Genomic DNA, 25100 nt, shown 5'->3' on the forward strand with positions numbered 1-25100 from the left:
TTGAAGTATGACAAGTATTTATCGAGCAGGTTTATCCCCTTGCCACCTTTGAAATAAATCATCAGGTAAATCAACATCAAATTGATCTAGTACACGATTAATTGTTTGATTAACAATGTCATCTATCGTTTTAGGCTGAAAATAAAAAGCAGGTACAGGAGGCATAATAATAGCACCCAATTCTGCGGCTTGTGTCATCAAACGTAAGTGCCCTAAATGTAATGGGGTTTCGCGTACACATAGCACTAATTTACGTCCTTCTTTTAACACTACATCAGCAGCTCGAGTAACTAGTGTATCAGTATAACTATGAACGATACCTGACAAACTTTTGATTGAACATGGCAAAATAACCATGCCATTAACACGAAATGAACCCGAAGAGATAGTTGCACCAATATCACGATCATCGTAAATGACATCAGCTAATTCATAAATATCTTTTAATGAATACGTTGTTTCTAAGGAGATAGTACGACGAGCAGCTTGGCTAATGACCAAATGCGTTTCTACTGATGGCACACATTTTAATATCTCTAACAAACGTATGCCATAAATTGCACCACTAGCACCAGTTAGCCCTACTATCAGCTTTTTCATTATAATCCTCAGAATATATATCAACGTAAATCATTATGATGATTAACCCTCAAAAGACAAGCGCCGATGTAGAAATACTCTAGCATCGGCGCTGTATAAGGATGGCTATATTAACGCAAATTTAGCCTTCGTTATAGATTTCTAAGTTCTCTATTTCATTTTGATCACGAATTTTATGTTCATCATCACGACGTAGATTTTCTAAGTAATCTAAATAGTCTTGGTCAATATCTTTTGTGATATATACGCCATCAAATACTGAACATTCGAATTGGCTAATATCTGGATTTTCTTCTTGAACTGCTGCAATAAGGTCGCCCAGTTCTTGGAAAATTAAGCCATCTGCGCCAATCAATTTACGAATTTCATCAACTTCGCGTCCATGAGCGATCAGTTCATTAGCGTTTGGCATATCAATACCATACACATTAGGGAAGCGAACTTCTGGCGCTGCTGAAGCAAAATAAACTTTTTTAGCACCCGCCTCTCTTGCTAATTCAACAATTTGCTCTGATGTCGTACCCCGAACAATTGAATCATCGATAAGTAACACGTTTTTATCACGAAACTCGGCGCGATTAGCGTTAAGCTTGCGTCTGACTGACTTACGACGCTCTTGTTGACCCGGCATAATAAAAGTACGGCCTACATAGCGATTTTTTACAAAGCCTTGGCGATACGGTTTATTCAGTATATGAGCAATTTCTAACGCAATATCACAAGAGGTTTCGGGAATAGGAATAACTACATCTATTTGTAATTCATCCCACTCTTTTGCGATCTTAGCCCCTAATTTTTGGCCCATACGCAAACGCGCATTATAAACAGAGATTTTATCGATAAAAGAATCAGGACGCGCAAAATAAACATACTCAAATAAACAAGGCATTAATTGCGGATTTTCCGCACATTGGCGGGTAAATAATTGCCCTTGTTCTGTAATATAAACCGCCTCGCCTGGCGCAACATCACGTAAGAACTCAAAGCCCAAAGTATCTAAAGCAACACTTTCTGATGCCACCATATACTCATGGCGTCCATCCTCCAGTGTGCGCTTGCCTAAAACAAGGGGACGAATACCAAAGGGATCACGAAAAGCCAAAAGACCGTGGCTGATAATAAGAGCAACGCAAGCATAAGCACCACATAGTTTTTTATGCATTGCAGCAACAGCCGTAAAAATATTATCTGGTTCGAGTGGAAAATGATCGAAACGGTCTAATTCATAGGCAAGTACATTGAGTAAAATTTCAGAATCAGAGGTGGTATTGATATGCCTACGTGCTGTCTCAAACAGTTGGCGACGTAATAAATGCGCATTGGTTAAATTACCATTATGCGCCAACGTAATACCAAAAGGAGAGTTCACATAAAAAGGCTGAGCTTCTGATGCACTCGAACTACCTGCTGTTGGATAACGCACATGACCTATCCCGATAGTTCCTTTTAAACGCAGCATATGGCGAGTTTCAAAAACATCTTTCACCAGTCCGTTGGCTTTGCGAAGACGGAAACCATTGTTACCGTCTATCGTTGCAATGCCTGCTGCATCCTGACCACGGTGTTGTAACACCGTTAACGCATCATAAATTGATTGGTTTACTGGATTAACTCCAGCGATACCGACAATACCGCACATGAAAAGATCCTCATCAGCCAGACGGAGAGGTTACATTCTCCGACACGAAACTTGACGCATTTTGCAGGTAGTCAAAGAACCACCTAATGATATGGTTGAATTGAGGAATAAGTTCAGAACGTTGCCAATCAGCACTCTCTGCCATAGGAGTAAATGCACCCAATACAAAAAGTAGTGCTGATACAATAAGCACGCCTCTTAATGCCCCGAAACAGACCCCCAATACACGATCTGTACCTGATAACCCTGTGCGTTGAACAAGAGAGCTAATAACATAATTTACAACAGCACCAACAATTAATGTCGCAATAAACAATGAAACTATCGCTATCCCGTTACGAACCAGTTCATCTTCAAACCGGGTAAAATAGACGGCAAGATAAGGATAAAACTGACTAGCAACAAAAAAACCACAACCCCAGGTGATAAGTGACAATGCTTCACGAACAAAGCCACGGATCAGGCTAACTAATGCGGAAAACCCGATAATGGCAATAATGGCGTAATCTATCCAGACCATAAATTCTCTATCCAATAACGATGCCCCGCATTAATACGAAAGCATTCTAACAGAAAACGAAAACGTTTGCGTAACGCTAATTTTCGATAATTTAAAATAATTTACGGCGACATGAAAAATCATAATCGCCGCAATAAGTTAACACCTTGTTACATCACTCATCTGATGAGTTTCTCCAAAATACATTAAGGCTTATACGCTCTTACCTCACCTTGCAATCCTGTTAACTCTTTTAAACGAGGCAACATTGCTTGCAATTCTGATTTAGAGGCATTAGGTCCAATATAAATACGTGTCACTTGCCCTGATACTGGACGCGCTGGCACGGTATAAACTGGGTAACCTGAAAAATGCATTTTTGCAATAATCTCTTCAACTTTAGCGGCATTTTTTAATGCGCCAAGTTGAACAACCCATGCCTCACCTTTTGGCGGCTTAATTTCCTCAATCGGTGGTGGAGTTGGTTGTACAGGTGGATTAACCACAACAGGTGTTTCTGGTATAGGCTGTGGCTGAGGAGTAACTGGCTGGACAACAGGTAAATCGGGTGTTGACACTGCGGGCTGTTCAACGCCTGTTACCGCTTCAGAAAGCATTGCTTCCGATGCACCTTCTGATGGTGTAGAAGGTGTTGTCGTTTGTTGTATCGGTGCTATTGATTCAATTTCTTGCTCATCACCAGGCTTAGGTACTAAAGGAATAGAGGCGAACTGGTCTTCGTTATATTTCTTATCGCCGTCAAGCAATGCAGGTAGAACAATGACACCTACAGCCACCAGCACAACGGCACCGACTAAGCGATTTTGAAATTTACTAGCCACCCATACTCTCCTTTTCCAAAAGTTCCATTACATGAGCAACGGTATGGAATGAACCACAAACAACAACAATGTCATTTTCTTTTGCATCTAAAATAGCTTGTTGCCATGCTTGCTCTACACTGTCAAATACGGCGGGAGCATCAAGATGCTGCGCCAACACTTCAGCTTTTGCACCACGAAACTCATTAAGCGGCGCAACATACCACAGGTCTGCTTGTTTTTTTAAACATGCCAAAGTACCCGCGATATCTTTATCACCTAGCATACCAACAACAAGACGAACCTTAGTATCAGATTGGCGAGGTAATTGTGCTAATTTCTCAGTTAAATATCCAGCAGCATGTGGATTATGTGCAACATCCAAAATAACTAATGGCTGATGAGAAATAATCTGGAAACGACCTGGTAATTGTGCTTGTGACATTCCCTCTACAATACTTTGATAAGTAATTGCTTGACTGACTTTATCATCTGATTGTAACAGGCAACGCACAACAGCCATTGCCGTTGCCGCATTCGCTAATGGGATATTGGGAATAGGGAGTTGTTCAAATTGTCTATCAGCACAGCGCCAATGCCAATGAATACCATCAACAGAGAACGACCAATCAGTACCACGGCGGAAAAGCTGAGTTTGTTTTTCATGTGCCACATCAGCAATTGATTGAGGCATATCTGGCTCACCAACAACACCAAAGTGCCCAGCACGGAAGATACCTGCTTTTTCTCTGCCAATATGTTCTCTATCTGCGCCTAACCAGTCTGTATGATCAAGAGCAATACTGGTGATAGCAGCAATATCTGCATCAACAATATTTGTGGCATCTAATCGACCACCTAAACCCACTTCAAGAATAACCACATCAAGTTGAGCTTGCTGAAATAATTTCAAAGCCGCTAATGTGCCATATTCAAAAAAAGTTAAGGATATATCCCCTCTTGTTTGCTCTATTTGAGCAAACACTTCACAAAAGGCAGATCCTGACAACTCTTTACCCTGAATTCGCACACGTTCAGTGTAACGAACTAAATGAGGTGAGCTATAAACGCCAACCTTCAATCCCGAAGCAATCAGAATTGACTCTAACATATGGCATGTTGTGCCTTTACCATTAGTGCCTGAAACAGTAATCACTTTTGGTGCAGGTCGTAACACATCCAATACCTTTCCTACCTTGCCAACACGTTCTAAGCCCATATCAATAGCGCTTGAATGTAGATGTTCAAGGTAAGAAAGCCACACCGACAAGGGCGATGTGGCTTTAGGAGCAGTTATGATATTAGACATCTTCTTTTTTATTCGTTTCGATGTTAATTTCTGGCTCATTATCTGCAGATTCAATTTCATCAGCGATAAACTCTTCACCAATGATTTCATCTTCATCTTTTACTAAATCGTATTGAGTCAATTTAGACAGTAATTCAGCCAGTTCATCACGCATTTGAGGACGACGAACAATCATATCTATCGCCCCTTTTTCTAACAGAAATTCACTACGCTGAAATCCTGCGGGCAGCTTTTCTCGCACTGTTTGTTCAATAACACGAGGGCCAGCAAAACCAATCAGCGCTTTAGGCTCAGCAACGTTAATATCGCCTAACATAGCTAAACTGGCAGAAACACCACCCATTGTTGGATCTGTCATAACAGAAATATATGGTAATCCACGCTCTTGCATTTTAGCTAATGCTGCGCTGGTTTTAGCCATTTGCATTAATGACATCAATGCTTCTTGCATACGCGCACCACCACTTGCTGAGAAACAGACCAGCGGGCAGTTATCTTCTAATGCTTGTTCAACCGCACGAACAAAACGAGCACCCACAACAGAAGCCATAGAACCGCCCATAAATGCAAACTCAAAAGATGCAGCAACAACTGGCATCGTTTTTAACGTTCCTTTCATGACGATTAATGCGTCTTTTTCTTGCGTTTGCTTTTGAGCAGCACTGATTCTGTCTTTGTATTTTTTGGAGTCGCGGAATTTCAGAATATCTTTAGGCTCTAATTCGCTACCTAATTCTGTGGTACTTCCTGCATCCAGAAAGGTTTCAAGGCGACGGCGCGCTGAAATACGCATATGGTGATCACATTTAGGGCAAACCTCTAAATTACGCTCTAACTCTGCGCGATAGAGTACCTGCCCACAGCTATCACACTTAGTCCAAACCCCTTCAGGGATATTGGCTTTACGTGAACTTGTGATGGTGCTTTTATTAAGAATTTTTTCAATCCAGCTCATTAATGGACCTTTTCGTCTGAATCTGACCTTCGCCAGTTTAGTTATTGTGAGCATGTCAAACCACAATGCACTGGCTGTGTGGTTAGCAAAGTTTACGATGATACCGCTTACTGATTTTCAGCGCATCTCTTTATTATTGCTATTCTACGGCAAAAGCTAATGATAACTGCTCAAACCTCTTTGTTATCATTTTCTTTCTTGGCTTTTGCGCTCGCTCTGCGATGGCGCATGATTTCAATGACGCCCGGTAAAATAGAAATAACAATAATGGCAACAATTAGCAATTTTAAGTTCTTTTGAACTATCTCTAAGTCACCAAAAAAATATCCTGCATAAGTAAATAGCAGTACCCATACAATTGCCCCAGTTACATTATAAAAGGCAAAATGACGATAAGACATTTTGCCCATTCCTGCAACGAATGGCGCAAAGGTTCGGATAATCGGCACAAATCTTGCCAAAATTATTGCTTTACCACCATGTTTTTCATAAAAAGCATGTGTTTTATCTAAATATTCACGGCGGAAAATACGCGAATTAGGCTTACTAAAAAGTTTTTCACCAAACAGCCGCCCAATTGAATAGTTAACTGCGTCACCTAAAATTGCGGCACAAAGCAATAACAATACAATAATATGCACATTCACATCATTTGTATCTAGTGATGCAAGCGCTCCTGCAACAAACAGTAATGAGTCACCAGGTAAGAAAGGTGTAACCACTAATCCTGTTTCACAAAACACAATTAAAAATAAAATGGCATAAACCCATGTACCATATTGTGCAACTAACTCGGCTAAATGCGCATCGATATGTAAAATAAAATCGATTAAAAATTTTATTAGATCAACAAATTGCGTTAATAATTCCATAAATCCTCAGAAATCGGGGCAGCTTTATTAAGACATTTAAAACGGGTTATCAGCTAAAAATAGCGGGCCCATTGCAGGTTTTGGTAATTCAAAGCTATCAGGGTAATCTACAGCGACTAAATACAGTCCATTTGCTTTTGCTGTTGCTGCGGCTTTGGTGCGATCTTTTAATGCTAATAACTCAGCCATCCAATTGATGTTTTGATTACCGCAACCAATTTCGAGTAAGCTGCCAACAATATTTCTTACCATATGATGCACAAAGGCATTAGCTTTAATATCTACCACCACATAATCACCAAAACGAGAGACATTAACATGCATAACGTTACGCCACGGTGTACGCGATTGGCATTGCACAGCTCTAAATGAAGTAAAATCATTTTCGCCTAATAGGCACTGTGCTGCTTGATGCATACGCGTTTCATCTAATGGATAATGAAAATGTGTAACCCCTGCAGACAATATTGCAGGACGATAACGATGATTAAAAATCACATATCGATAACGCCTTGCCGTTGCACTAAAACGAGCATGAAAATCATCAGCAACATTTTTTACCCAACGCACAGCAATATCGCTAGGTAAATGGGTATTAACGCCCATTGTCCATGCTGCATCTTTACGATGCGCGGTTGTTTCAAAATGAACAACTTGCCCTGTTGCATGAACTCCCGCATCTGTTCTGCCAGCACAAAAAACCGATATAGGCTCGTTTGCTACTTGAGAAAGCGCCTTTTCTAATCGCTCTTGCACACTACGTACTTCGTTTTGTCGTTGCCAGCCATAATAATGACTACCGTCATACTCAACCCCTAAAGCCAGCTTTAGGGGGGTACTTGCGTATTGATAACAGGCGGTACTGTTACTTCAGCGTTCATTAGTAAAACTGCTCCTGCATTAATTTTTCTGCAATTTCTACTGCCATTAATGCACCACCAAAGCGTACGTTATCAGCAACTGACCAAAACTGTAGTGCTTCAGGCACACCATAATCATTGCGGAAACAGCCTAAATTTAAGCTTGTATTACCAGAAGCATCCGTCACTTGTGTTGGAAAATCATTTTCATCACTGATGTTTAGATCATCACTTTCTTGTAGTGTTTCACGTGCTTCATCACTCCCCATAGGGCGTGTAGTTTCTAGTTGCACAGCTTGTGCATTACCGTAAAAAACAGGTGCTTGTAATGAAGTCACAGATATAGGTAAACCTTCATCTTGTAATACCTTACGTATCTGATCGACCATTAGACGCTCTTCTTTAATTGAGCCTTCGTTATCAACCAGTAATGGTAAAATATTAAATGCTAGCTGTTTGCTAAAGTGACTTAATTCAGCTGGAATACCATTTAATAAACGAGCACTTTGTCCTGCTAACTCATCAACAGCTTGTTTTCCAAAACGAGAAACAGACATTAAATTAGTGACATTTAGGCGAGTCAAACCAGCAGATTCAGTTAATGGGTTAATGGCACGTAATAACTGACAAACCATGCTATCGGCGACAGCGACAATATTACGAGTGCGATATTCCCCTAGCATCGAGTTATTAACACCAGGAACAACAAGAGGCACATCCCAATCCATTGCAAATACGCCACTACAATCAATAACGATACAACCTGAGTCAGCAGCTTGTTGTGCATATTGCGCACTAATCTCAACTGGCGCGGCAAAAAATGCCAATTGAACATCAGCCCACTCAATATTATGGATCCCTTGCACAGAAACACTTTTACCATTTACTCGCAAAACCTTTCCGATGCTGTCTTCACTAGCAATAGCCGTAAACTCTCCTATCGGAAATTCGCGTTCTTGTAAAAGTTCGATAATAGCTTCACCAACCGAGCCAGTTGCACCAACAAGCGCAATATTCCAACCGTCTCCCATGAGACCTCCTCCAATACAATAAAATGTTAAAAATGATGTCGCTTACTGGTATTTTGCATTAAAACCAATGGCGTTCAGTGTGTTAGCCGTTGTTTCATTATCGCAAATAACCTGTAATGAAGACCACTCGCGACGTACAGGATAAAACTTACGCAATTTATCAAACTCGCCTTTTATACCTGCAACTTGACGTAATGGTGCATCATCACGACGCACATCATAAACAAGGTGAATAAGTTGTTTGAGTAATGATTGCGTTAACTCACCTTGTACAGAAATTGTTGAAATTACGGGTACCGGTAATAATGTTGATAACTCAACATGTTGTGGTTGACCAATAAAATCACAATAAGCTTCATAAACTTGTGTCGTTCCCCGAGCCTTACCCTCTAAGGTGTAACCTGCAATATGAGGTGTTGCTATATCAATTTTATCAAGCAACGCTAAAGAGAGATCTGGCTCTGGCTCCCAGACATCTAACACCACACGTAATGCTTTACCACGCTCAAGTGCAGAAAGTAGAGCTTGATTATCAACAACTTCACCACGACTTGCATTAACTAAAATGCAGCCTTCTGGTAATTTTTCGAGATTGCTCTCATTAATTAAATGATAGCTAGTATAAGGACCTGATTTATTGAGAGGCGTGTGGAAAGTTAGGATATCCGCCTCATTAAGTAACGTTTCTAATGGATAGAAAGTTTCATCATCACCATTATCTGCTCTCGGAGGATCACAAAGCAGTACATTTACACCAAGTGAGCGCAGTCGTTTTGCTAATCGCCCCCCTACATTACCAACACCAACAATGCCCACCGTTTTATCGATTAATTGAAAACCGTCTTGCTCTGCAAGTACCATTAATGCAGAAAAAACATATTCAACAACAGCAATTGCGTTACAACCAGGAGCGGATGAAAAACCAATTTGTTGTTGCTTTAACCATGCTAAATCAACATGATCAAAACCTGCAGTTGCCGTTCCAACAAATTTAACTGGCTTGCCTGATAATAGAGATTCATTGACTTTAGTAATCGATCTCACCATTAACGCATCGGTGTCATTCAGTTCATCGGCAGGTAAAGGACGACCGGGAACCGCTTTTACTTCACCTAATTGGCGAAAGAGTTGTTCCGCATAAGGCATGTTTTCATCAACCAGAATTTTCACGGTTTTATCTCACTGATTTGATATTTATGTGTGTAAACAATTTGTGGAAAATAGATATGTGTTAAACAATATGAATTAAACAATATGAATTAAACAATACATATGAAACAACACATACAAAAAATAAATTTAAGCGGCCTATTTTGCCACTTATTGAAAGCAAAGCCTATTATTGCCGATGAGATCTGCCCATATTTTAAGTAAATATATGAAAAGAAGTCTTAACAATTTGGTAATCGACGAAAACGCTCTGGCGTTGTTCCTGCAAATTGTTGAAACATTGCGATGAATGAAGAAGACGAACTATACCCCACATCAAAAGCAACCTCATTGACACTTTTTCCCTGCTCTAATAAAGAAATCGCATGTAAAAATCTTAAACGCTTACGCCACTCGCTAAATGACATACCTAATTCTTGCTGACAACGCCGTGAAAGCGTCCTTTCTGAGGTATAGCGTTTTTTTGCCCACTGTTCTAATGAGGTATTATTAGCCGGTTCTTGCTCTAATGCGGCTAATATTGGTGCTAATAATTTATCTTTTGAGGAAGGTAAATACGTGTGATGTATAGGAGCCGCTTTTAATTGATCAATAAGTACCTGAGCTAAGCGAAAATCTTCTTCCGTATGAGGTTTACACACACCTCGATGAAAAAAATCAGAAAAGATTGTTGAGAAAATAGGACTTAATTGAATAAGACAAGGCTTGTCCAATAATCCTTTAGACCACGCAGGAGAAACATCTAACACTTTAAACGACAAAGTTTTTTTATTATAACTTGCATGTCCTACTTTCTCTGGGATCCAAACACTAAATTCAGGAGGGGCTAAAAAACGCTGACCCCCTGCTTCGAGATCCATCACACCAGAAACAACATATAATAACTGTCCGAAATCATGCTGATGGTAATGAAACTCTGTTTCTGCCAATAATTGCTCATCACGAAATCGAACTGTGTCAGGATCAGAGAGCAACCATTGCATTTGTTGTTCTATTGTCATCTTTATATTGTTCTCCTGTCATGTTGTCTTTATTGGCTTATAGGTTGTCTGGTTTTCATTATATATATCTAATCAGACAAGCATACAATAGCCATCTGGTTTAAAAATAGATGTGAGAATAATGAAAAACGCGATTTTTCCGCTTCTAGCGGTACTGATTTGGTCTATTAATGCCGTTGTTAATAAAGCAGCAGCTTCTGTGATTGATCCTGCGGCTATTTCTTTTTATCGCTGGTTCCTTGCCTTTTTAATAATGACGCCTTTTCTTATTATGCCTGTTTGGCATCATCGTAAAGCCGTAAAACAGTATTGGTGGAAATTATTTATATTGGGCGCATTAGGTATGGTGATGTACCAAAGCCTTGCTTATTATGCTGCTCATTATGTTAGTGCAACTTTTATGGGAATATTAAATTCACTTATTCCTTTGCTAACTGTTGTGATTAGTATTTTTTTATTACGTATTATTCCAACTGTCGGAATTTTATTAGGTACATTACTTTCTATTGGTGGCTTAGTTTGGTTAATTAGCCGAGGAGAACCTTCTCACTTGCTTTCTCAAGGATTAGGTTATGGCGAATTAATGATGTTTATTGCTTCAGCCTCTTATGCGTTATATGGCGTATTAACAAAACGTTGGTCTATTCCATTACCAAGTTGGCAATCGCTTTATGTTCAAATTGCCTTTGGTGTTTTGTTATTATTACCTAATTTTTTTATGGCCGAGAGTGTTGCTTTAACAAAAGATAATATCGGGTTAGTTGCATTTGCGGGTATTGGCGCATCCATTCTTGCACCTTATTTGTGGATTTTAGGTGTAATGAAATTAGGTGCTAATACTACCTCAATCTTTATGAATTTAATGCCACTATTTACTGCAATGATCGCAATTAGCTTTTTGGGAGAAGAGATGCATAGCTATCATTTAGTCGGAGGTGGAATAGTTTTACTTGGTGTAATTTTAGTTCAGCAACTGCGAACACCTCTGAATTTCCGACGTCAGTCTGCAAATAAAAAAGCAGATTGCCATCAGGAGATGTGAGTCAATGTCAAAAAGACAATAATAAAAAAATGCCGGCTAAATAATTAGCCGGTCACTTCATAATGTTAGTTTAGATAGTGCTAAACTAACATTAGAATCAAAGTGTAAAATATAAAAGTAATACAAGTATCCGGGGACAGACACTATCAACTTTCATATTAAATAGCTTCTACTTTATTAATATAAAATAACCCAGATCAATTTTTCATGTTCAACTCTTTAGTTATTGATAATTTTGTTAACCTAAATACATATAAAACAATACATTTAATTATTATCATTAAAATTAAATTAAACGATTGAATAGAAATAAATTCTTTATTTTTTTTATAAACATATAATCGTATGTCGTTCATTTAGTCTATTAATTTAGAATAATAAACTAAGCAATTATTTGTTTTGTTATTTTTATCATTCCGTTAAAGAGTCGTTTTATAATAGTTTTTATTTGAAAATATCTTTATTCAGACTATCGAATTAAATTATTTTATTATTTTTGCATAAAAAAAGCAGATTTTATAAAATAAAGTCTGCTTTTTTAATATTTAATATAAGTATTATTAACTAGTTCTTATATTTACTCATTACTAACGAAGCATTAGTACCACCAAAACCGAAGCTGTTTGACATCACTGTTTCAAGTTTCTGTTCTGTAGGTTTAGTGATAATATTCATACCCTTAGCTTTATCATCTAGATCTTCAATATTAATGCTTGGTGCAATAAAGCTATGCTCTAACATCAGTAAGCTATAAATAGCTTCATGAACACCAGCTGCACCTAATGAGTGACCTGTCATTGCTTTTGTGGCAGAAATTGCTGGGGTTTTAGAACCAAATACTTCAGTAATTGCTTCCAGCTCTTTTAAGTCACCAACTGGTGTTGATGTACCATGAGTATTAATATAATCAACATGGTCAATATCTTGCATTGCCATTTGCATACAACGCACTGCACCTTCACCAGAAGGTGCAACCATATCCGCACCATCTGAAGTCGCTCCATAGCCGACAACCTCAGCATAAATATGTGCGCCACGCGCCAATGCATGTTCTAATTCTTCAACCACAACGATACCGCCACCGCCAGCGATAACAAAACCATCACGGTTTTTATCGTATGTGCGAGAAGCTTTAGCGGGTGTGTCGTTATATTTTGTTGAAAGAGCACCCATTGCGTCAAATTCGCAGGTCATTTCCCAACTTAACTCTTCGCCACCACCAGCAAAAACAACATCTTGTTTGCCTAACTGGATAAGTTCAACCGCATGACCAATACAGTGTGCTGATGTTGAACATGCTGAGCTAATTGAATAGTTAACACCTTTAATTTTAAAAGGGGTTGCTAAACAAGCAGAAACACCTGATGCCATAGCACGAGTTACCATATAAGGACCTACACCACGTAGACCTTTAGCTCTCATACCATCTGAACCTAAAACTTGGTTACGAGGAGAGCCACCGCCTGAACCTACAACTAAGCCAGAGCGAATATTAGAAACTTGGTCTTCACTTAAGCCAGAGTCTGCTATCGCTTCTTGCATAGATAAATAGGCATAAACTGATGCGTCGCTCATAAAACGGCGGATTTTACGGTCAATAAGACCTTCAGTATCAAGCTTAACGTTGCCCCAAATGTGGCTACGAAGCCCCATCTCTTTAAATTCTTCGGAGAAAGTTATCCCGGAACGACCTTCTTTTAAAGAATCCAGCACTTCTTTCTGGTTATTACCAATGCTCGAAACAATACCCAGACCCGTGATCACTGCGCGCTTCATTTATACCTCTTTACAATAATAGTTGTAGCTGCGGGATTTCTAAGTAGCACTTTAGCGTACACTTGTACGCTGAACAAGTCCGATCAGGGGCTTTTTTACAAAAATAAAGATAACGAGAAAAATAGTGGTGCCGTTAACGGCTGGAACAACCTATGGAACAGCGCTAAGATACCTAATAATTTTTTCGAGAAATACAGGCAGTTCCGTGAAAAATACCTCTATCAATACCGCATCCCTAAGTTGGAATGAGCTAGGAACCCCCATCTCAGAACAATTTGGAGATATTTATTTTTCAAATCAAGATGGCTTAGAAGAAACTCGACATGTGTTCTTACAAGGAAATCATTTTCCAGCACGTTTTGGTACACATGTACGCTCTGAGTGCGTTATTGCAGAAACGGGTTTTGGTACAGGGCTAAATTTTCTTACTCTTTGGCAAGCATTTGAGCAATTTCGTCAAGCAACACCCAACGCAAAACTACAACGTTTACATTATGTTAGTTTTGAGCAATTTCCGCTAACTAAACACGATTTGAACTCTGCTCATAATCACTGGCATGAACTTGAAAAATACTCACAGGAGCTATGTTTTCAATGGCCAGAGCCTGTTGCGGGTTGTCATCGTATTATTCTTGCTGAAGGTGCAATTACTCTTGATTTATGGTTTGGTGATATCAACACACTTTTACCACAAACTCGCCAAGCGCTTCACAACAAAATTGATGCATGGTTTCTTGATGGCTTTGCGCCTTCTAAAAACCCACAAATGTGGAGTGATACTCTATTTCAAGCAATGGCTGACTCAATGCGAGAAAATGGAACTTTCGCCACCTTTACTGTTGCTGGTTTTGTAAGACGCGGATTACAAAATGTCGGTTTTGAAATCAAAAAAGTAAAAGGATTTGGTGAAAAAAGAGAGATGCTTACCGGCATATTTCCTCATCCTCCCGCTACTGAATTTATTCCCTACTATGCGCGGCCAAGTGCAACAGAACATAAAGATATCGCTATTATTGGTGGTGGAGTTGCTAGTGCTTTAATGGCTCTTTGTTGTTTAAGAAGAGGAGCTAAGGTGACTATTTATTGTAAAGATCCACAACCAGCAGCCAATGCATCAGGTAATAGACAAGGCGTTTTATATCCATTACTTAATGGTAAATCAGATGAGTTAGAACAATTTTTCACTCAGGCCTTTCTATTTTCTCATCGCTATTACAAACAATTAAATCAAGCTGGCGTAGCATTTACCTATCAATCATCTGGCGTTGCTCAAATTATTTATAGCGATAAAGTACGTAAAAAAGCGGAACGTATAATTAATTACTCTCTGCCTTTTACTTATCTTGCTCGCTATCTTTCAAAAGAAGAAATAAATACATTATGCGGGCTTGATATTAATAGTGATGGACTATTTTATCCACAAGCAGGTTGGCTTTCACCGACTGAATTAACCACTAATGCGTTGCTTTTTGCTAAACGATTAGGCGCCACCTGTTTATTCAAGCATCAAGTAACACAAATAGAAAAAGATGATGCGGGTTGGAATTTGATCATTAATCAGCAAAATAGTGATGGCTGTTCTCAATATATAGCTCAACATGACTGCATTATTTTAGCCAATGGGCAACATATCACTGATTTTAGCCAAAGTGCTAAATTTCCCATTAGCGCAGTACGTGGTCAAGTAAGTCATATCCCAACCACAAAAAATCTATCAAAACTCAAAACAGTATTATGTTATGACGGCTATTTTACACCTGTTGATACTCAAGATAATTTACATTGTGTGGGTGCGAGTTTTCGTCGAGATAAATTAGATTTAGATGTTTCTCATCAAGAGCAAGAAGATAACAAATGGCATCTTACTCACTGTTTATCAAAAGCAAAATGGACTCAAGACGTTGATTTTAGCCAAAATCAAGCACGTGTAGGTATTCGTTGTACTATTCGAGATCATCTTCCACTTTTAGGTGAAGTGCCTGACTTTGAGCGGTTAGTTATAGAATATAAACACTTAGACCGATTTAAACGTCGAAAAATAACACCATCACTCGCCCCTGCTTTTCATCAACTGTATGTTTTTAGCGCATTAGGTTCACGGGGTTTATGTTCAGCGCCTTTATCTGCTGAAATTTTAGCAAGCCAAATTTTTGATGAACCTTTTCCTGTTGAAGATAAAATCTTACATGCATTACACCCTAATCGTTTTTGGGTAAGACCTTTATTACGAGGAAAACCAATTGAAACAAAACAGTAGAATTATTGATTAATATTTTATTAATGGCGCCCAGTGAAAACCATAACCAATTGATTAAGTTATATATTTATTATTGCTAGTGCTAAAAAATACATTTCATTCATATTTACTACTTAATAGGGATATACAATGAAAAACACACTTTCATCATTACTTATTGGATCAATAGCACTTATCTCATTACCCGCCTTAGCCGGTAATCATTCAGAAGGTGAAATTTATTCTGTAATGAGTGTAGCAAGTAGTGTAGGAAGTTCAGCCCTTGTCAGTGGGATCCTGTTATCGCCAATTGCGTTGCCTGTTATATTGGTACAAATTTCTGTTGAGAAAAGTAATAAACCTGATGAAAAAATGATTAAAGCAAAAACAGAAAAAGGGGAAGATGTCGAAATAATTGTTCCTGCTGATGTGTTAGAAAAAAATCCAATTAAACCTGATGATAAACTGACACTTGAACCCGTTGAAAAAGGCGCTGGCGCATATTTAAAGAAAGGCGATACCATTATCTCTTATATTGTGACACAAGATGATCGCGCACTTTCTCATCAAGAAAAACTTAATTGATATGAGATCAAATCAAATCAAATCAAATCAAATCAAATCAAATCAAATCAGAATAATTGTTTTGCTTATTAGCTTGAATATAACTACTTTTTCCTATGCTAGTAGCCATAATTGTGCCGATAGAACATTATCAACACCTAAAGATATCGCATTACGAACTGAACAAGCTAAAGTTTTATGACAATTGCTTGATAACAGTGGTGATCGCGTTATAGCCCTTTTTCGCCAAGGGCAATTTTTATCTAATTATGGCTTAACATTTTCTCATGGCGCTTATGCGGTAAAAACATTAACTGGCCATTGGCGTGTTTACCATAATCTTAATGAATGTGGCACAGATCGGTCGAATTGATATATTCAAGGAATATATCAATTTCTTGATGATGATTTATCAGAAAATACTGTAGCAACTCTGCACTTCTCTTCTAATTTACAAGAAAGGCTACTCACAACACTAACTAATCGACAAAAACGTCAAGGTTTACATCAAGCTCACTACAATATGATTGCCTATCCATTTTCAATTGAAATGCAAAACGCTAATGGACGGATATTAATGGTGTTAGATGCAGCCGTTTCGTCACAAGTAACCTCATTTTCAACCGGTGTTGATTGGTTGACCTCTCAAAGTTATGTCCCTTCATCCCTAAGTGTTAGCTTTGTAAAACGCACTATGGCCGATATGTTTATTCCGCATATATCGATAAGTGATCAGCCGAATACTAATATTATTCATTTTAACTCAGGTGATAGTTTACTTAATTTTATGGATAATTATGGGAGAAAACAGATTAACGGTGAACATGGAAATTGGGAATTATCAGTCTGTTTATTCGCATTACCTAATTAAGGTAACTATATTGTCGTTACCTTTGCTGATTGAGTAATAAGTCGATTAAATAGCCTAGTTTAATCTTAGCTATCTTTACCTTGAAATATCAAACTTCATCGCACAGCGTGTTTCTGGTGCAAAACCACCCTCGGTCACTTCATGCATTAAAATCTCTTGTAATGATGCTGGGATTTCGTTATTTGGCAAAATAACAAAACCGAGTCGCTGATAAAAAGGCGCATTCCAGAGCACATGACGAAATGTAGTCAGAGTTACTGCAGAAAATTGTTTTTCTTTAGCTTTATCAATAACGTGTTGAATTAATAATTTACCAATCCCTTGATTTTGCCATTCTTTACTGACAGATAGCTCATGAATAAACAAACTTTCGGGTAATGCTTGCGTCATAATAAAACCAACCAGTTCATTACTTTCAGTAACAGCAACCCAATGTGACTGTTTTTCAATAAATTTCAAATGGCTTTCAACATTCTGTACAGCATGTTCACTGATCCAACTTAAGTCTTCTAATGTAGCAAAAAGCTGCCCTGCTGATTGCTCAACTTCAGGTAATATAATTGCGTCGCTAGGTTGTGTTTGTCGTAATCTGATGTATTTATTTTTCATTATTATTTTCCAGTAATATATATTTCAGCGCATGTAAAAAGCCACCCAATAGGATGGCTTTGAAAGTGAACTTATTAAGAGAATAATTATTCTCTAGGTAAAATACCATAAGATTGAAAAACACCACTTTCTTCTATAAATCGATTGTAGTATTTATTATCTTCAACCGATGATGTGACAACTCTTTCACCATAAACTTTAGATAAATTAACCATACTTTCATGGAGTTTTTCTTTTAATTTGTCATGAATTTTAGGATCGCTACTTTCGTTTATTTGATTTAATAAGGCCGTTAATTTTTCAGCCTCGGCCTGAATATCAGGATCAGTAAATTCAGGTAATGGTAAGGTATAATCTATATTAATATTTACTGAATCGCTGTATTCATCTTCTTTAGACAGAGGCTGCAAATTTTCAGCGTAATCAGTAAGAAAATAATTAACAATTTCAGGCTTATCAAAACATTTATTTTTTATATTTCCATCATTATTTTTGTTACTGCTTCGAATTTCAGCTGGAAATACTTCACCTAAAGCATAAGTGCATTTAAACACATTGCCATCGATTAATGTCGCATTGGTACTTTGCAACGGCATTTCTAGCTGGAAGCCATTAATAATGACTTTATAATCAGTAGGTTTAAATTTATCTGATTGCCCTTTTACCGCATAAACTTCAGATAAACGATAATACATAAAGTTGTCAGGGTTTAATATGCCACCGTTATTATTATCATAAACCATAAAAGTGGATTTATTGCCGGTACTATCTTGCAAGCTGTGTTCGCCTGGTAATAGTGTTAAATAACCATTTTTACCCGGTTCTATTTGGTAGTCTTTACCATCAACATTAAAACTAATAAGACTTTCGCTAGGATTACTGTAATAAAATTTATTTTTTTTATTATCTAAATCGAGTTGGTCGCAAGCTGATAAAATAAATACCGCGCCTGTAACTAAGCCTACTTTAAAGAAATTTTTCATCGTATCGTTATCCTTATCATAAATATTCTATGCAAATCATTTGCATCCCGAGAAACATTCCTAAAAACATTTAAAAGTAATTTTACAGAAATGGCAAGGCGTTACAAAAGATAGCATTATTATGCTCAATCATTTAGAGATACATAGACTTTGAAAAATCAAATAAAAACAATTGATAAATAGTTAGGATCAATTTTTGTCTAAAAATTCATCCATTTCAACATCAAATGTCCTAAATATGACTTAATTACTCATATTTTTAATATGTACTTAAGAAAGAAAAACAACCGAACAATGTCGGTTGCTCTTTTAAAAGATAGCTTAAATTAATTAATTGAGTTAACTAAATCACGCCATGTTGATATAACTAAAACCTGATCAGGAGGAGAAAGTTCACCAGCCTTAATTGCCTTTTCAATACTCTCTTCTACACGCACTCTCAGCGCTTCTAATTGCATGTTGTTTTCTTGCTCTAACTCAGCCACGGCTAATGTAATGTGGCCTTGTAGGTATCCACCTGCAAATAATTCATCATCAGTAGCATGTTCAACACGACTATCTATTTGGTCTAATAAGTACGTTTCATACTCAGAAAGCATTATTTATCCTCAATATATAATGTTGCTATATTCGTTTTCTTATCTATTTTTCATACCAATAAGAATGACATAGCAACCTTATTACTTCAGACTCCGCCCTATTTGGGCAAAACCTTCGCAACGGATATTGGCTAATAATTAGGCTCAACACCCTTAAATAACTAAAGGATTTTCCTGATAAGGGAACTGTGCTTCAGTTAATTCAGGCGTATTGTAAAACAAATGTAACGCATTAATAAATAGCTGCGCACGAGGCGGTATGTTTTTCTCGCGTAAATAACTAAGAACCTGCTCTCTTACTTTGTTTCTAAACTCATAGCGATCAGGCTCAAAATCGCCTTCTAAGTTGTCACAACTGACATTAAAAGGATAACCAGCGGCTTGGCAAAATAACCAATCTAATGCTTGTGGTTTTATTTCAACAACTTCAAATTGTCCTTGGGTTTCCGCATCTCGCCCATCAGGACAATACCAATAACCATAGTCAACTTGCTGACGACGCTTTTCTCCTGCAATACACCAATGTGATATTTCATGTAATGCACTAGCGTAAAAACCATGAGCAAAAACAACTTGATGATAAGGGCACTCTTCGCTTATTGGCAAATATATAGGTTCATCATCCCCTATAACTAAACGGGTTTGATAGCTATCGCTAAAGCATTGATTAAATATATCAATTAACTGTTGATAATGATGTTCTGACATTTAAAAACCATTTATTCCTATTTAAAAAGCGCAGAGAACCAAAGTGCAATAGTATCGCCATGATTATCATGAATAAGTTTGATACTCATCAAAAAGGAGATAATGACCAACATAGGTCTTATTAATTTTTGTCCTTTTGTTAGGACTAAACCAGCACCAATACGCGCGCCAATAAATTGACCACAGAGCATAACAAGCCCTATCGTCCACAAAACTTGTCCGCCAATAATAAAAAAGAGTAAAGAGCCAAAATTAGAAGTAAAATTAAGCAGTTTCGCATGTGCTGTGGCTTTTGACAGGTTATACCCCAGCAATGTGACATAGCCTAATGCGAAAAAAGAACCTGCACCGGGGCCAAAAATACCATCATAAAAACCGACTCCCCCGCCTAACAATGCACCAAAAGCATAATAACCTAAGCGCTGTTTACTATCTTGAGCGCCAATAGAAGGCGTGAATAAAAAATAAAGACCTATCGCAATGATTAAAACCGGAAGAAACTGTTTGAGAAGCTGAGGGTTAATAAACTGCACCAGCATTGCACCCGAAACAGCGCCTAAAAAGGTCATTAAAATGGCAAATCGCTGTGCTTTTAAATCAATAACTCGTCGGCGTATAAAATAAAGTGTTGCCGAAAAAGAGCCACCAACAGATTGCAATTTATTTGTCGCTAGCGCTTGTACTGGCGATATTCCTACTGAAAGTAATGCTGGAATAGTAATAAGTCCGCCACCACCAGCAATAGAATCAATAAATCCTGCAATAACAGCAACAAAAAACAGAAGAAGGTAGATGCCCTCTGAAAATAGCCAATCCATTTATCTATCCGAATTAATCAGAGATGAAGGGTACGTGCTGCTACAACATACACTATGAGAAAAAAGGATAGCAACACGATCTGGGCATAATAAATTTAGGCGCCCACACCTATAAAAATATAAACTTGCTAGTTAAAAAGTTAATCCACACAACCAATAACTATGTGGATTAAGCTATTTATTGTTACCACTGCATTAATGGTGACGTTACATCGCCACATTGCCCACGCTGACGTAATGCATGATCCAGCAATACGATAGCCATCATGGCCTCAGCTATCGGAATAGCTCGGATACCAACACAAGGATCGTGACGACCTTTAGTTATCATTTCAACTTCTTCACCATCGCGATTAATTGTTTTACCTGCAATAGTAATGCTTGATGTTGGTTTTAGTGCGATATGTGCAACAATTGGCTGGCCACTACTAATTCCGCCTAAAATACCTCCAGCATGATTGCTGCTAAAACCTTCTTTAGTAATTTCATCACGGTTTTCGGTACCTTTAAGGGTAACGACACCAAAGCCATCACCAATCTCAATACCTTTGACTGCATTAATACTCATTAAAGCATGAGCGAGATCGGCATCTAAGCGATCAAACACCGGTTCACCAAATCCAGCGGGCACACCATCAGCAATAACGGTAACTTTTGCACCTATAGAATTCCCTTCTTTTTTTAATGCTCTCATATATTCATCAAGTGCATCTAAACGAGTAGGATCAGGACAGAAAAAGGGATTGGTTTCAACAATAGACCAATCAACAATATCGCATTCAATAGGACCTAATTGTGTTAAACAACCACGAATTTCAATACCAAATTTTTCTTTAAGATATTTTTTGGCTATCGCGCCTGCGGCAACACGCATCGCAGTTTCACGAGCTGAAGAGCGCCCGCCACCTCGGTAATCACGTAAACCATACTTTTGTTCATAAGTATAATCGGCATGTCCTGGGCGAAAAACATCTTTAATTTCACTGTAATCTTGGGAGCGTTGGTCAGTGTTTTCAATCAATAAGCCAATGCTGGTACCCGTTGTTACGCCATTAAAAACACCTGATAAAATACGAACCTGATCAGGCTCTCGACGCTGCGTCGTATAGCGAGAAGTACCCGGACGTCGTCTATCCAGATCACCTTGTAAATCAGCTTCTGTTAATGGTAATCCTGGTGGTACACCATCAACAATACATCCGAGTGCTATACCATGTGACTCACCAAAGGTAGTCACTCTAAACAATTGTCCGATACTGTTTCCTGCCATTCCGTTATTCCTGTCTTGAGCTGTGTGATGTTATCATTATGTTATTGTAAGAATAACAATCTAACGCTTAGAAACTATTACATCAACGTTTATCCGTTGAAAAACTGTCTGAATATTCTACTAGCTGTTCACGTGTCAGCATAAAGACACCTAAACCACCATTTTCAAACTCAAGCCACGTAAAAGGAACTTCTGGGAATTGCTCGATAAGATGCACCATACTATTTCCAACTTCACACACTAAAATACCTTTTTCACTAAGATAGTTCGGTGCGTTTAATAAGATTTGACGCGTAATATCAAGACCATCAAGACCTGAAGCTAATGCTAATTCTGGCTCGATATGATATTCATCTGGTAAATCCCCCATATCTTCAGCATCAACATACGGCGGATTAGTGACAATAATATCGTAAGGTGTCGGTACTATTTCACTAAATAAATCAGACTGCATTGGATAGACACGATGAATTAATCCATGATTTTCGATATTAAATTGAGCTACTTCTAAAGCCTCTTCGGATATATCAACAGCATCGACTTCAGCTTCTTCAAATTCATAAGCGCAAGCAATGGCAATACATCCACTACCTGTACATAAATCTAAAATACGTGTCGGTTCATTTTGAATTAATCCATCAAAATGATTATTGATAAGTTCACCAATAGGTGAACGAGGAATAAGTACGCGTTCATCAACATAAAATTCATGCCCGCAGAACCATGCACTATTCGTTAAATAAGGAACAGGGATCTTTTGCTCAATTCGATTTTCAATCAGCTCAATAATCGCTGTTTTTTCAGAGGTTGTTAGGCGTGTTGATAGTAAGGAGTCTGGTACATCCAAAGGAAGTGAAAGCGTAGGCAATACTAGCTGTAATGCTTCATCCCAAGCGTTGTCTGTGCCGTGACCATAATAAATATCAGATGAGTTAAATTGACTCATAGCCCAGCGTAACATATCTAGGATCGTGCTTAAATCAGCTATCGCTTCTTCTTTTGTTGTGATATCCAAAACCGTTGTCCTCTGAATAAATGGAAAGTATGTAGTTTGCCATGAAGATGATGATAAATCAGCGGTGAATGAGAAAAAAATACATCTTAATCACATTCATTTCATCAGATCACTCGCTTAAAAAGTCCAATAGATTTAAACATTAAGATAAAGACGAGATGCAATCAATAAACAAAGAATTTTGATAAAATCTGGATGAATAGGCTGAAAATTCCATTTTTATTAGAAAATATAAAAATATCAACCATACTTTAAATAGAGTTTATTTACATAGTGACAAGATATGCCAATAACGCTTTTTTATTTTTGTTTCACTTATATTCAGCCATTTAGCACTAATATAAGAAAATCAATGCGATTTACAGTATCAAAAAAGCGTGTTTTCGCCATAATTTGAATCAACAGAATGAAATAATCGATTTGCTTTATGTACAAATAACTCGATAAACCTAGTATATATTTATCAGACATCTCATATTTGCTAGCTATGTGACTATTTCGGCAGGGTAAATTCCCTGCCTTTTTTTGTTCAAAATTTTAGCGTATAACTTTTTTATATCTTCTTCTATTTCATGTACTATTGTTTTATAAAATAGATAACACTATGAAGAACCGAAAAAAATGAACAAAAAATTGACACTGCAACCCTCTGATTTAGCGCTATTTAAAGAAATGGTGAAAGGCACCAAAAAATTACAACAAGATAAAATAATGCATTCACCTAAACGTAAAAAAGTTATGCATTATGCCGTAGAACGACTACAACAAGAGCAAGTTGATGCATCATATTATTTTTCTGATGAATTTCAGCCCAATTTAGCAACTGATGGCCCAACTCGCTATTTACGAGAAGGTGCAAATGCTTATGAACTTAAAAAGTTACGTAGAGGAGATTATGCACCAGAGCTCTTTTTAGACTTACATGGGCTTACCCAACTTATCGCTAAGCAAGAAATTGGTGCATTAATTGCGGCATGTAGACGAGAACATGTTTACTGTGCTTGCATAATGCATGGTCATGGTAAACATATTTTAAAACAACAGACACCCCTTTGGCTGGCTCAACACCCAGATGTTATTGCTTTTCATCAAGCTCCTAAAGAATGGGGAGGCGATGCAGCCTTATTATTGTTAGTTGAAAATGACGATATAGCACGCCGTTAACCTCCAATAAAACACCAAGGTGTGATGATTTAAATATCCGTTTTTATACAGCTAACTTACTGATTTAATGCTGATGGAGAAACTTGCCACAATAGTGAACCAGTGCCTTTAGTAAGATCGAAATCTACACAAGCAATAGTCGATGTAGAAAACATAGGTGCACATACTGAAGGACAAAGCTCTGCAACAATATATCCCACCAAAGGTAAGTGTGAAATCACCAAAATATTTTGATAGCCCGCATCACCTAATGCACGTAGATAATGAGCAACATGATCTGGATTACCGCCAGGGATAAGCCCATCATCAGTTTCAACTTTATCAGGTAATGCTAATCCTTTTTTTACTGCATTAAATGTTTGTTGAGCACGTAAATAAGGGCTAACGAGAACATAATCAATTCGATTATTTTGCTGGGTCATCCATTGTGACATTTTTATTGATTCTTGCTGCCCACGCTCTGTTAGTGGACGAACAGCATCACTTGCAGCATCAATTGCAGCTTCTCCGTGGCGCATAATAAAAATTTGCATAGTAAATTATTAAACCTATTTTATTTTTGTAATTACGGCTTTAATTAGCCCCAAAAATGTTTTTCAATCAACGTAAATTAACATATTTTTGCAAAAGATATTGAATATCATAATTTGAAACCATGTTATTTAATTTGCTGAATGACACTCATTAA

At 37.7% G+C, this 25100-nt stretch carries 24 protein-coding genes and 1 pseudogene; 5 read left to right on the forward strand and 20 right to left on the reverse strand.

The genetic code is table 11. The features are described from left to right. Positions 1 to 18: 18 nt before the first annotated feature. From PH4a_RS00670 to PH4a_RS00720, 11 genes are all read right to left on the reverse strand, one after another. Positions 19 to 600 carry a UbiX family flavin prenyltransferase gene (locus PH4a_RS00670; RefSeq protein WP_129036985.1) on the reverse strand — a complete coding sequence of 194 codons (582 nt, stop codon included), beginning with the start codon at positions 598 to 600 and terminating at the stop codon, positions 19 to 21. Positions 601 to 721: 121 nt separating this feature from the next. After that, positions 722 to 2239 carry an amidophosphoribosyltransferase gene (purF, locus tag PH4a_RS00675; RefSeq protein ID WP_064720498.1) on the reverse strand — a complete coding sequence of 506 codons (1518 nt, stop codon included), beginning with the start codon at positions 2237 to 2239 and terminating at the stop codon, positions 722 to 724. Between the two features lie 13 nt (positions 2240 to 2252). Next, a complete protein-coding gene (cvpA, locus tag PH4a_RS00680) occupies positions 2253 to 2759 on the reverse strand; it encodes a colicin V production protein (RefSeq protein WP_064720499.1) in 507 nt (168 codons plus the stop codon). Between the two features lie 185 nt (positions 2760 to 2944). Then, the gene (dedD, locus tag PH4a_RS00685) at positions 2945 to 3580 is read right to left on the reverse strand and encodes a cell division protein DedD (RefSeq protein WP_129036987.1); all 636 of its coding nucleotides are present in this window, start codon (positions 3578 to 3580) and stop codon (positions 2945 to 2947) included. After that, positions 3573 to 4868: a bifunctional tetrahydrofolate synthase/dihydrofolate synthase gene (gene folC / locus PH4a_RS00690; RefSeq protein ID WP_129036989.1), complete on the reverse strand. Its 1296-nt coding sequence runs from the start codon at positions 4866 to 4868 to the stop codon at positions 3573 to 3575. The genes dedD and folC overlap by 8 nt, the downstream gene beginning before the upstream one ends. After that, the gene (gene accD / locus PH4a_RS00695) at positions 4861 to 5823 is read right to left on the reverse strand and encodes an acetyl-CoA carboxylase, carboxyltransferase subunit beta (protein ID WP_064720502.1); all 963 of its coding nucleotides are present in this window, start codon (positions 5821 to 5823) and stop codon (positions 4861 to 4863) included. The genes folC and accD overlap by 8 nt, the downstream gene beginning before the upstream one ends. A 170-nt stretch (positions 5824 to 5993) precedes the next feature. After that, entirely contained in the window at positions 5994 to 6695 is a 702-nt protein-coding gene (locus tag PH4a_RS00700; protein ID WP_129036991.1) for a DedA family protein, read from the reverse strand. Between the two features lie 36 nt (positions 6696 to 6731). Further along, complete coding sequence (gene truA / locus PH4a_RS00705) at positions 6732 to 7520, reverse strand: tRNA pseudouridine(38-40) synthase TruA (protein WP_129036993.1); 789 nt, start codon at positions 7518 to 7520, stop codon at positions 6732 to 6734. Between the two features lie 55 nt (positions 7521 to 7575). After that, the gene (locus PH4a_RS00710) at positions 7576 to 8586 is read right to left on the reverse strand and encodes an aspartate-semialdehyde dehydrogenase (protein ID WP_129036995.1); all 1011 of its coding nucleotides are present in this window, start codon (positions 8584 to 8586) and stop codon (positions 7576 to 7578) included. A gap of 42 nt (positions 8587 to 8628) precedes the next feature. Next, entirely contained in the window at positions 8629 to 9756 is a 1128-nt protein-coding gene (gene pdxB, locus PH4a_RS00715; protein WP_129036997.1) for a 4-phosphoerythronate dehydrogenase PdxB, read from the reverse strand. A 221-nt stretch (positions 9757 to 9977) separates the two neighbouring features. Continuing rightward, positions 9978 to 10757, reverse strand: a complete 780-nt coding sequence (locus PH4a_RS00720; protein WP_064720507.1) for an AraC family transcriptional regulator — start codon at positions 10755 to 10757, stop codon at positions 9978 to 9980. A 121-nt stretch (positions 10758 to 10878) separates the two neighbouring features. On the opposite strand from PH4a_RS00720, the gene PH4a_RS00725 reads away from it, so the two are divergent. Continuing rightward, the gene (locus PH4a_RS00725) at positions 10879 to 11799 is read left to right on the forward strand and encodes a DMT family transporter (protein WP_064720508.1); all 921 of its coding nucleotides are present in this window, start codon (positions 10879 to 10881) and stop codon (positions 11797 to 11799) included. 564 nt (positions 11800 to 12363) lie between these two features. Here the strand turns inward: PH4a_RS00725 and fabB are convergent. Beyond that, positions 12364 to 13575, reverse strand: a complete 1212-nt coding sequence (gene fabB, locus PH4a_RS00730; RefSeq protein WP_064720509.1) for a beta-ketoacyl-ACP synthase I — start codon at positions 13573 to 13575, stop codon at positions 12364 to 12366. Positions 13576 to 13780: 205 nt separating this feature from the next. Here fabB and mnmC point away from each other — a divergent pair, with 205 nt between their 5' ends. The 3 genes and pseudogenes from mnmC to PH4a_RS00745 all read left to right on the forward strand — a co-directional run bounded on the left by mnmC (position 13781) and on the right by PH4a_RS00745 (position 17246). Then, on the forward strand, positions 13781 to 15832 hold the full coding sequence (gene mnmC / locus PH4a_RS00735; protein ID WP_129036999.1) for a bifunctional tRNA (5-methylaminomethyl-2-thiouridine)(34)-methyltransferase MnmC2/FAD-dependent 5-carboxymethylaminomethyl-2-thiouridine(34) oxidoreductase MnmC1: 2052 nt from the start codon (positions 13781 to 13783) through the stop codon (positions 15830 to 15832). A 129-nt stretch (positions 15833 to 15961) separates the two neighbouring features. Further along, positions 15962 to 16396, forward strand: a complete 435-nt coding sequence (locus tag PH4a_RS00740; protein WP_129037001.1) for an STM0539 family protein — start codon at positions 15962 to 15964, stop codon at positions 16394 to 16396. A gap of 184 nt (positions 16397 to 16580) precedes the next feature. Then, positions 16581 to 17246, forward strand: a pseudogene (locus tag PH4a_RS00745) (DUF2145 domain-containing protein). Positions 17247 to 17321: 75 nt separating this feature from the next. Here the strand turns inward: PH4a_RS00745 and PH4a_RS00750 are convergent. The 7 genes from PH4a_RS00750 to prmB all read right to left on the reverse strand — a co-directional run bounded on the left by PH4a_RS00750 (position 17322) and on the right by prmB (position 23248). Then, a complete protein-coding gene (locus PH4a_RS00750) occupies positions 17322 to 17855 on the reverse strand; it encodes a GNAT family N-acetyltransferase (protein ID WP_129037003.1) in 534 nt (177 codons plus the stop codon). Positions 17856 to 17941: 86 nt separating this feature from the next. Beyond that, positions 17942 to 18838, reverse strand: a complete 897-nt coding sequence (locus tag PH4a_RS00755; protein ID WP_129037005.1) for a hypothetical protein — start codon at positions 18836 to 18838, stop codon at positions 17942 to 17944. A 326-nt stretch (positions 18839 to 19164) separates the two neighbouring features. Continuing rightward, entirely contained in the window at positions 19165 to 19437 is a 273-nt protein-coding gene (locus tag PH4a_RS00760; RefSeq protein WP_064720515.1) for a YfcL family protein, read from the reverse strand. 153 nt (positions 19438 to 19590) lie between these two features. Then, the gene (locus tag PH4a_RS00765; RefSeq protein ID WP_129037008.1) at positions 19591 to 20145 is read right to left on the reverse strand and encodes an elongation factor P hydroxylase; all 555 of its coding nucleotides are present in this window, start codon (positions 20143 to 20145) and stop codon (positions 19591 to 19593) included. A gap of 17 nt (positions 20146 to 20162) precedes the next feature. Further along, complete coding sequence (locus PH4a_RS00770; protein ID WP_129037010.1) at positions 20163 to 20963, reverse strand: sulfite exporter TauE/SafE family protein; 801 nt, start codon at positions 20961 to 20963, stop codon at positions 20163 to 20165. Positions 20964 to 21147: 184 nt separating this feature from the next. Then, the gene (gene aroC / locus PH4a_RS00775; RefSeq protein ID WP_129037012.1) at positions 21148 to 22233 is read right to left on the reverse strand and encodes a chorismate synthase; all 1086 of its coding nucleotides are present in this window, start codon (positions 22231 to 22233) and stop codon (positions 21148 to 21150) included. 82 nt (positions 22234 to 22315) lie between these two features. Further along, positions 22316 to 23248, reverse strand: coding sequence for a 50S ribosomal protein L3 N(5)-glutamine methyltransferase (gene prmB / locus PH4a_RS00780; RefSeq protein WP_129037015.1), 933 nt, complete (start codon positions 23246 to 23248; stop codon positions 22316 to 22318). A 621-nt stretch (positions 23249 to 23869) separates the two neighbouring features. On the opposite strand from prmB, the gene smrB reads away from it, so the two are divergent. After that, positions 23870 to 24412, forward strand: coding sequence for an endonuclease SmrB (gene smrB, locus PH4a_RS00785; RefSeq protein ID WP_129037017.1), 543 nt, complete (start codon positions 23870 to 23872; stop codon positions 24410 to 24412). A gap of 56 nt (positions 24413 to 24468) precedes the next feature. Here the strand turns inward: smrB and sixA are convergent, their stop codons facing one another. Continuing rightward, complete coding sequence (gene sixA, locus PH4a_RS00790; protein WP_129037019.1) at positions 24469 to 24945, reverse strand: phosphohistidine phosphatase SixA; 477 nt, start codon at positions 24943 to 24945, stop codon at positions 24469 to 24471. Between the last annotated feature and the right edge of the window lie 155 nt (positions 24946 to 25100).

The sequence above is a fragment of the Proteus hauseri genome (assembly GCF_004116975.1).
Taxonomy (GTDB): domain Bacteria; phylum Pseudomonadota; class Gammaproteobacteria; order Enterobacterales; family Enterobacteriaceae; genus Proteus; species Proteus hauseri.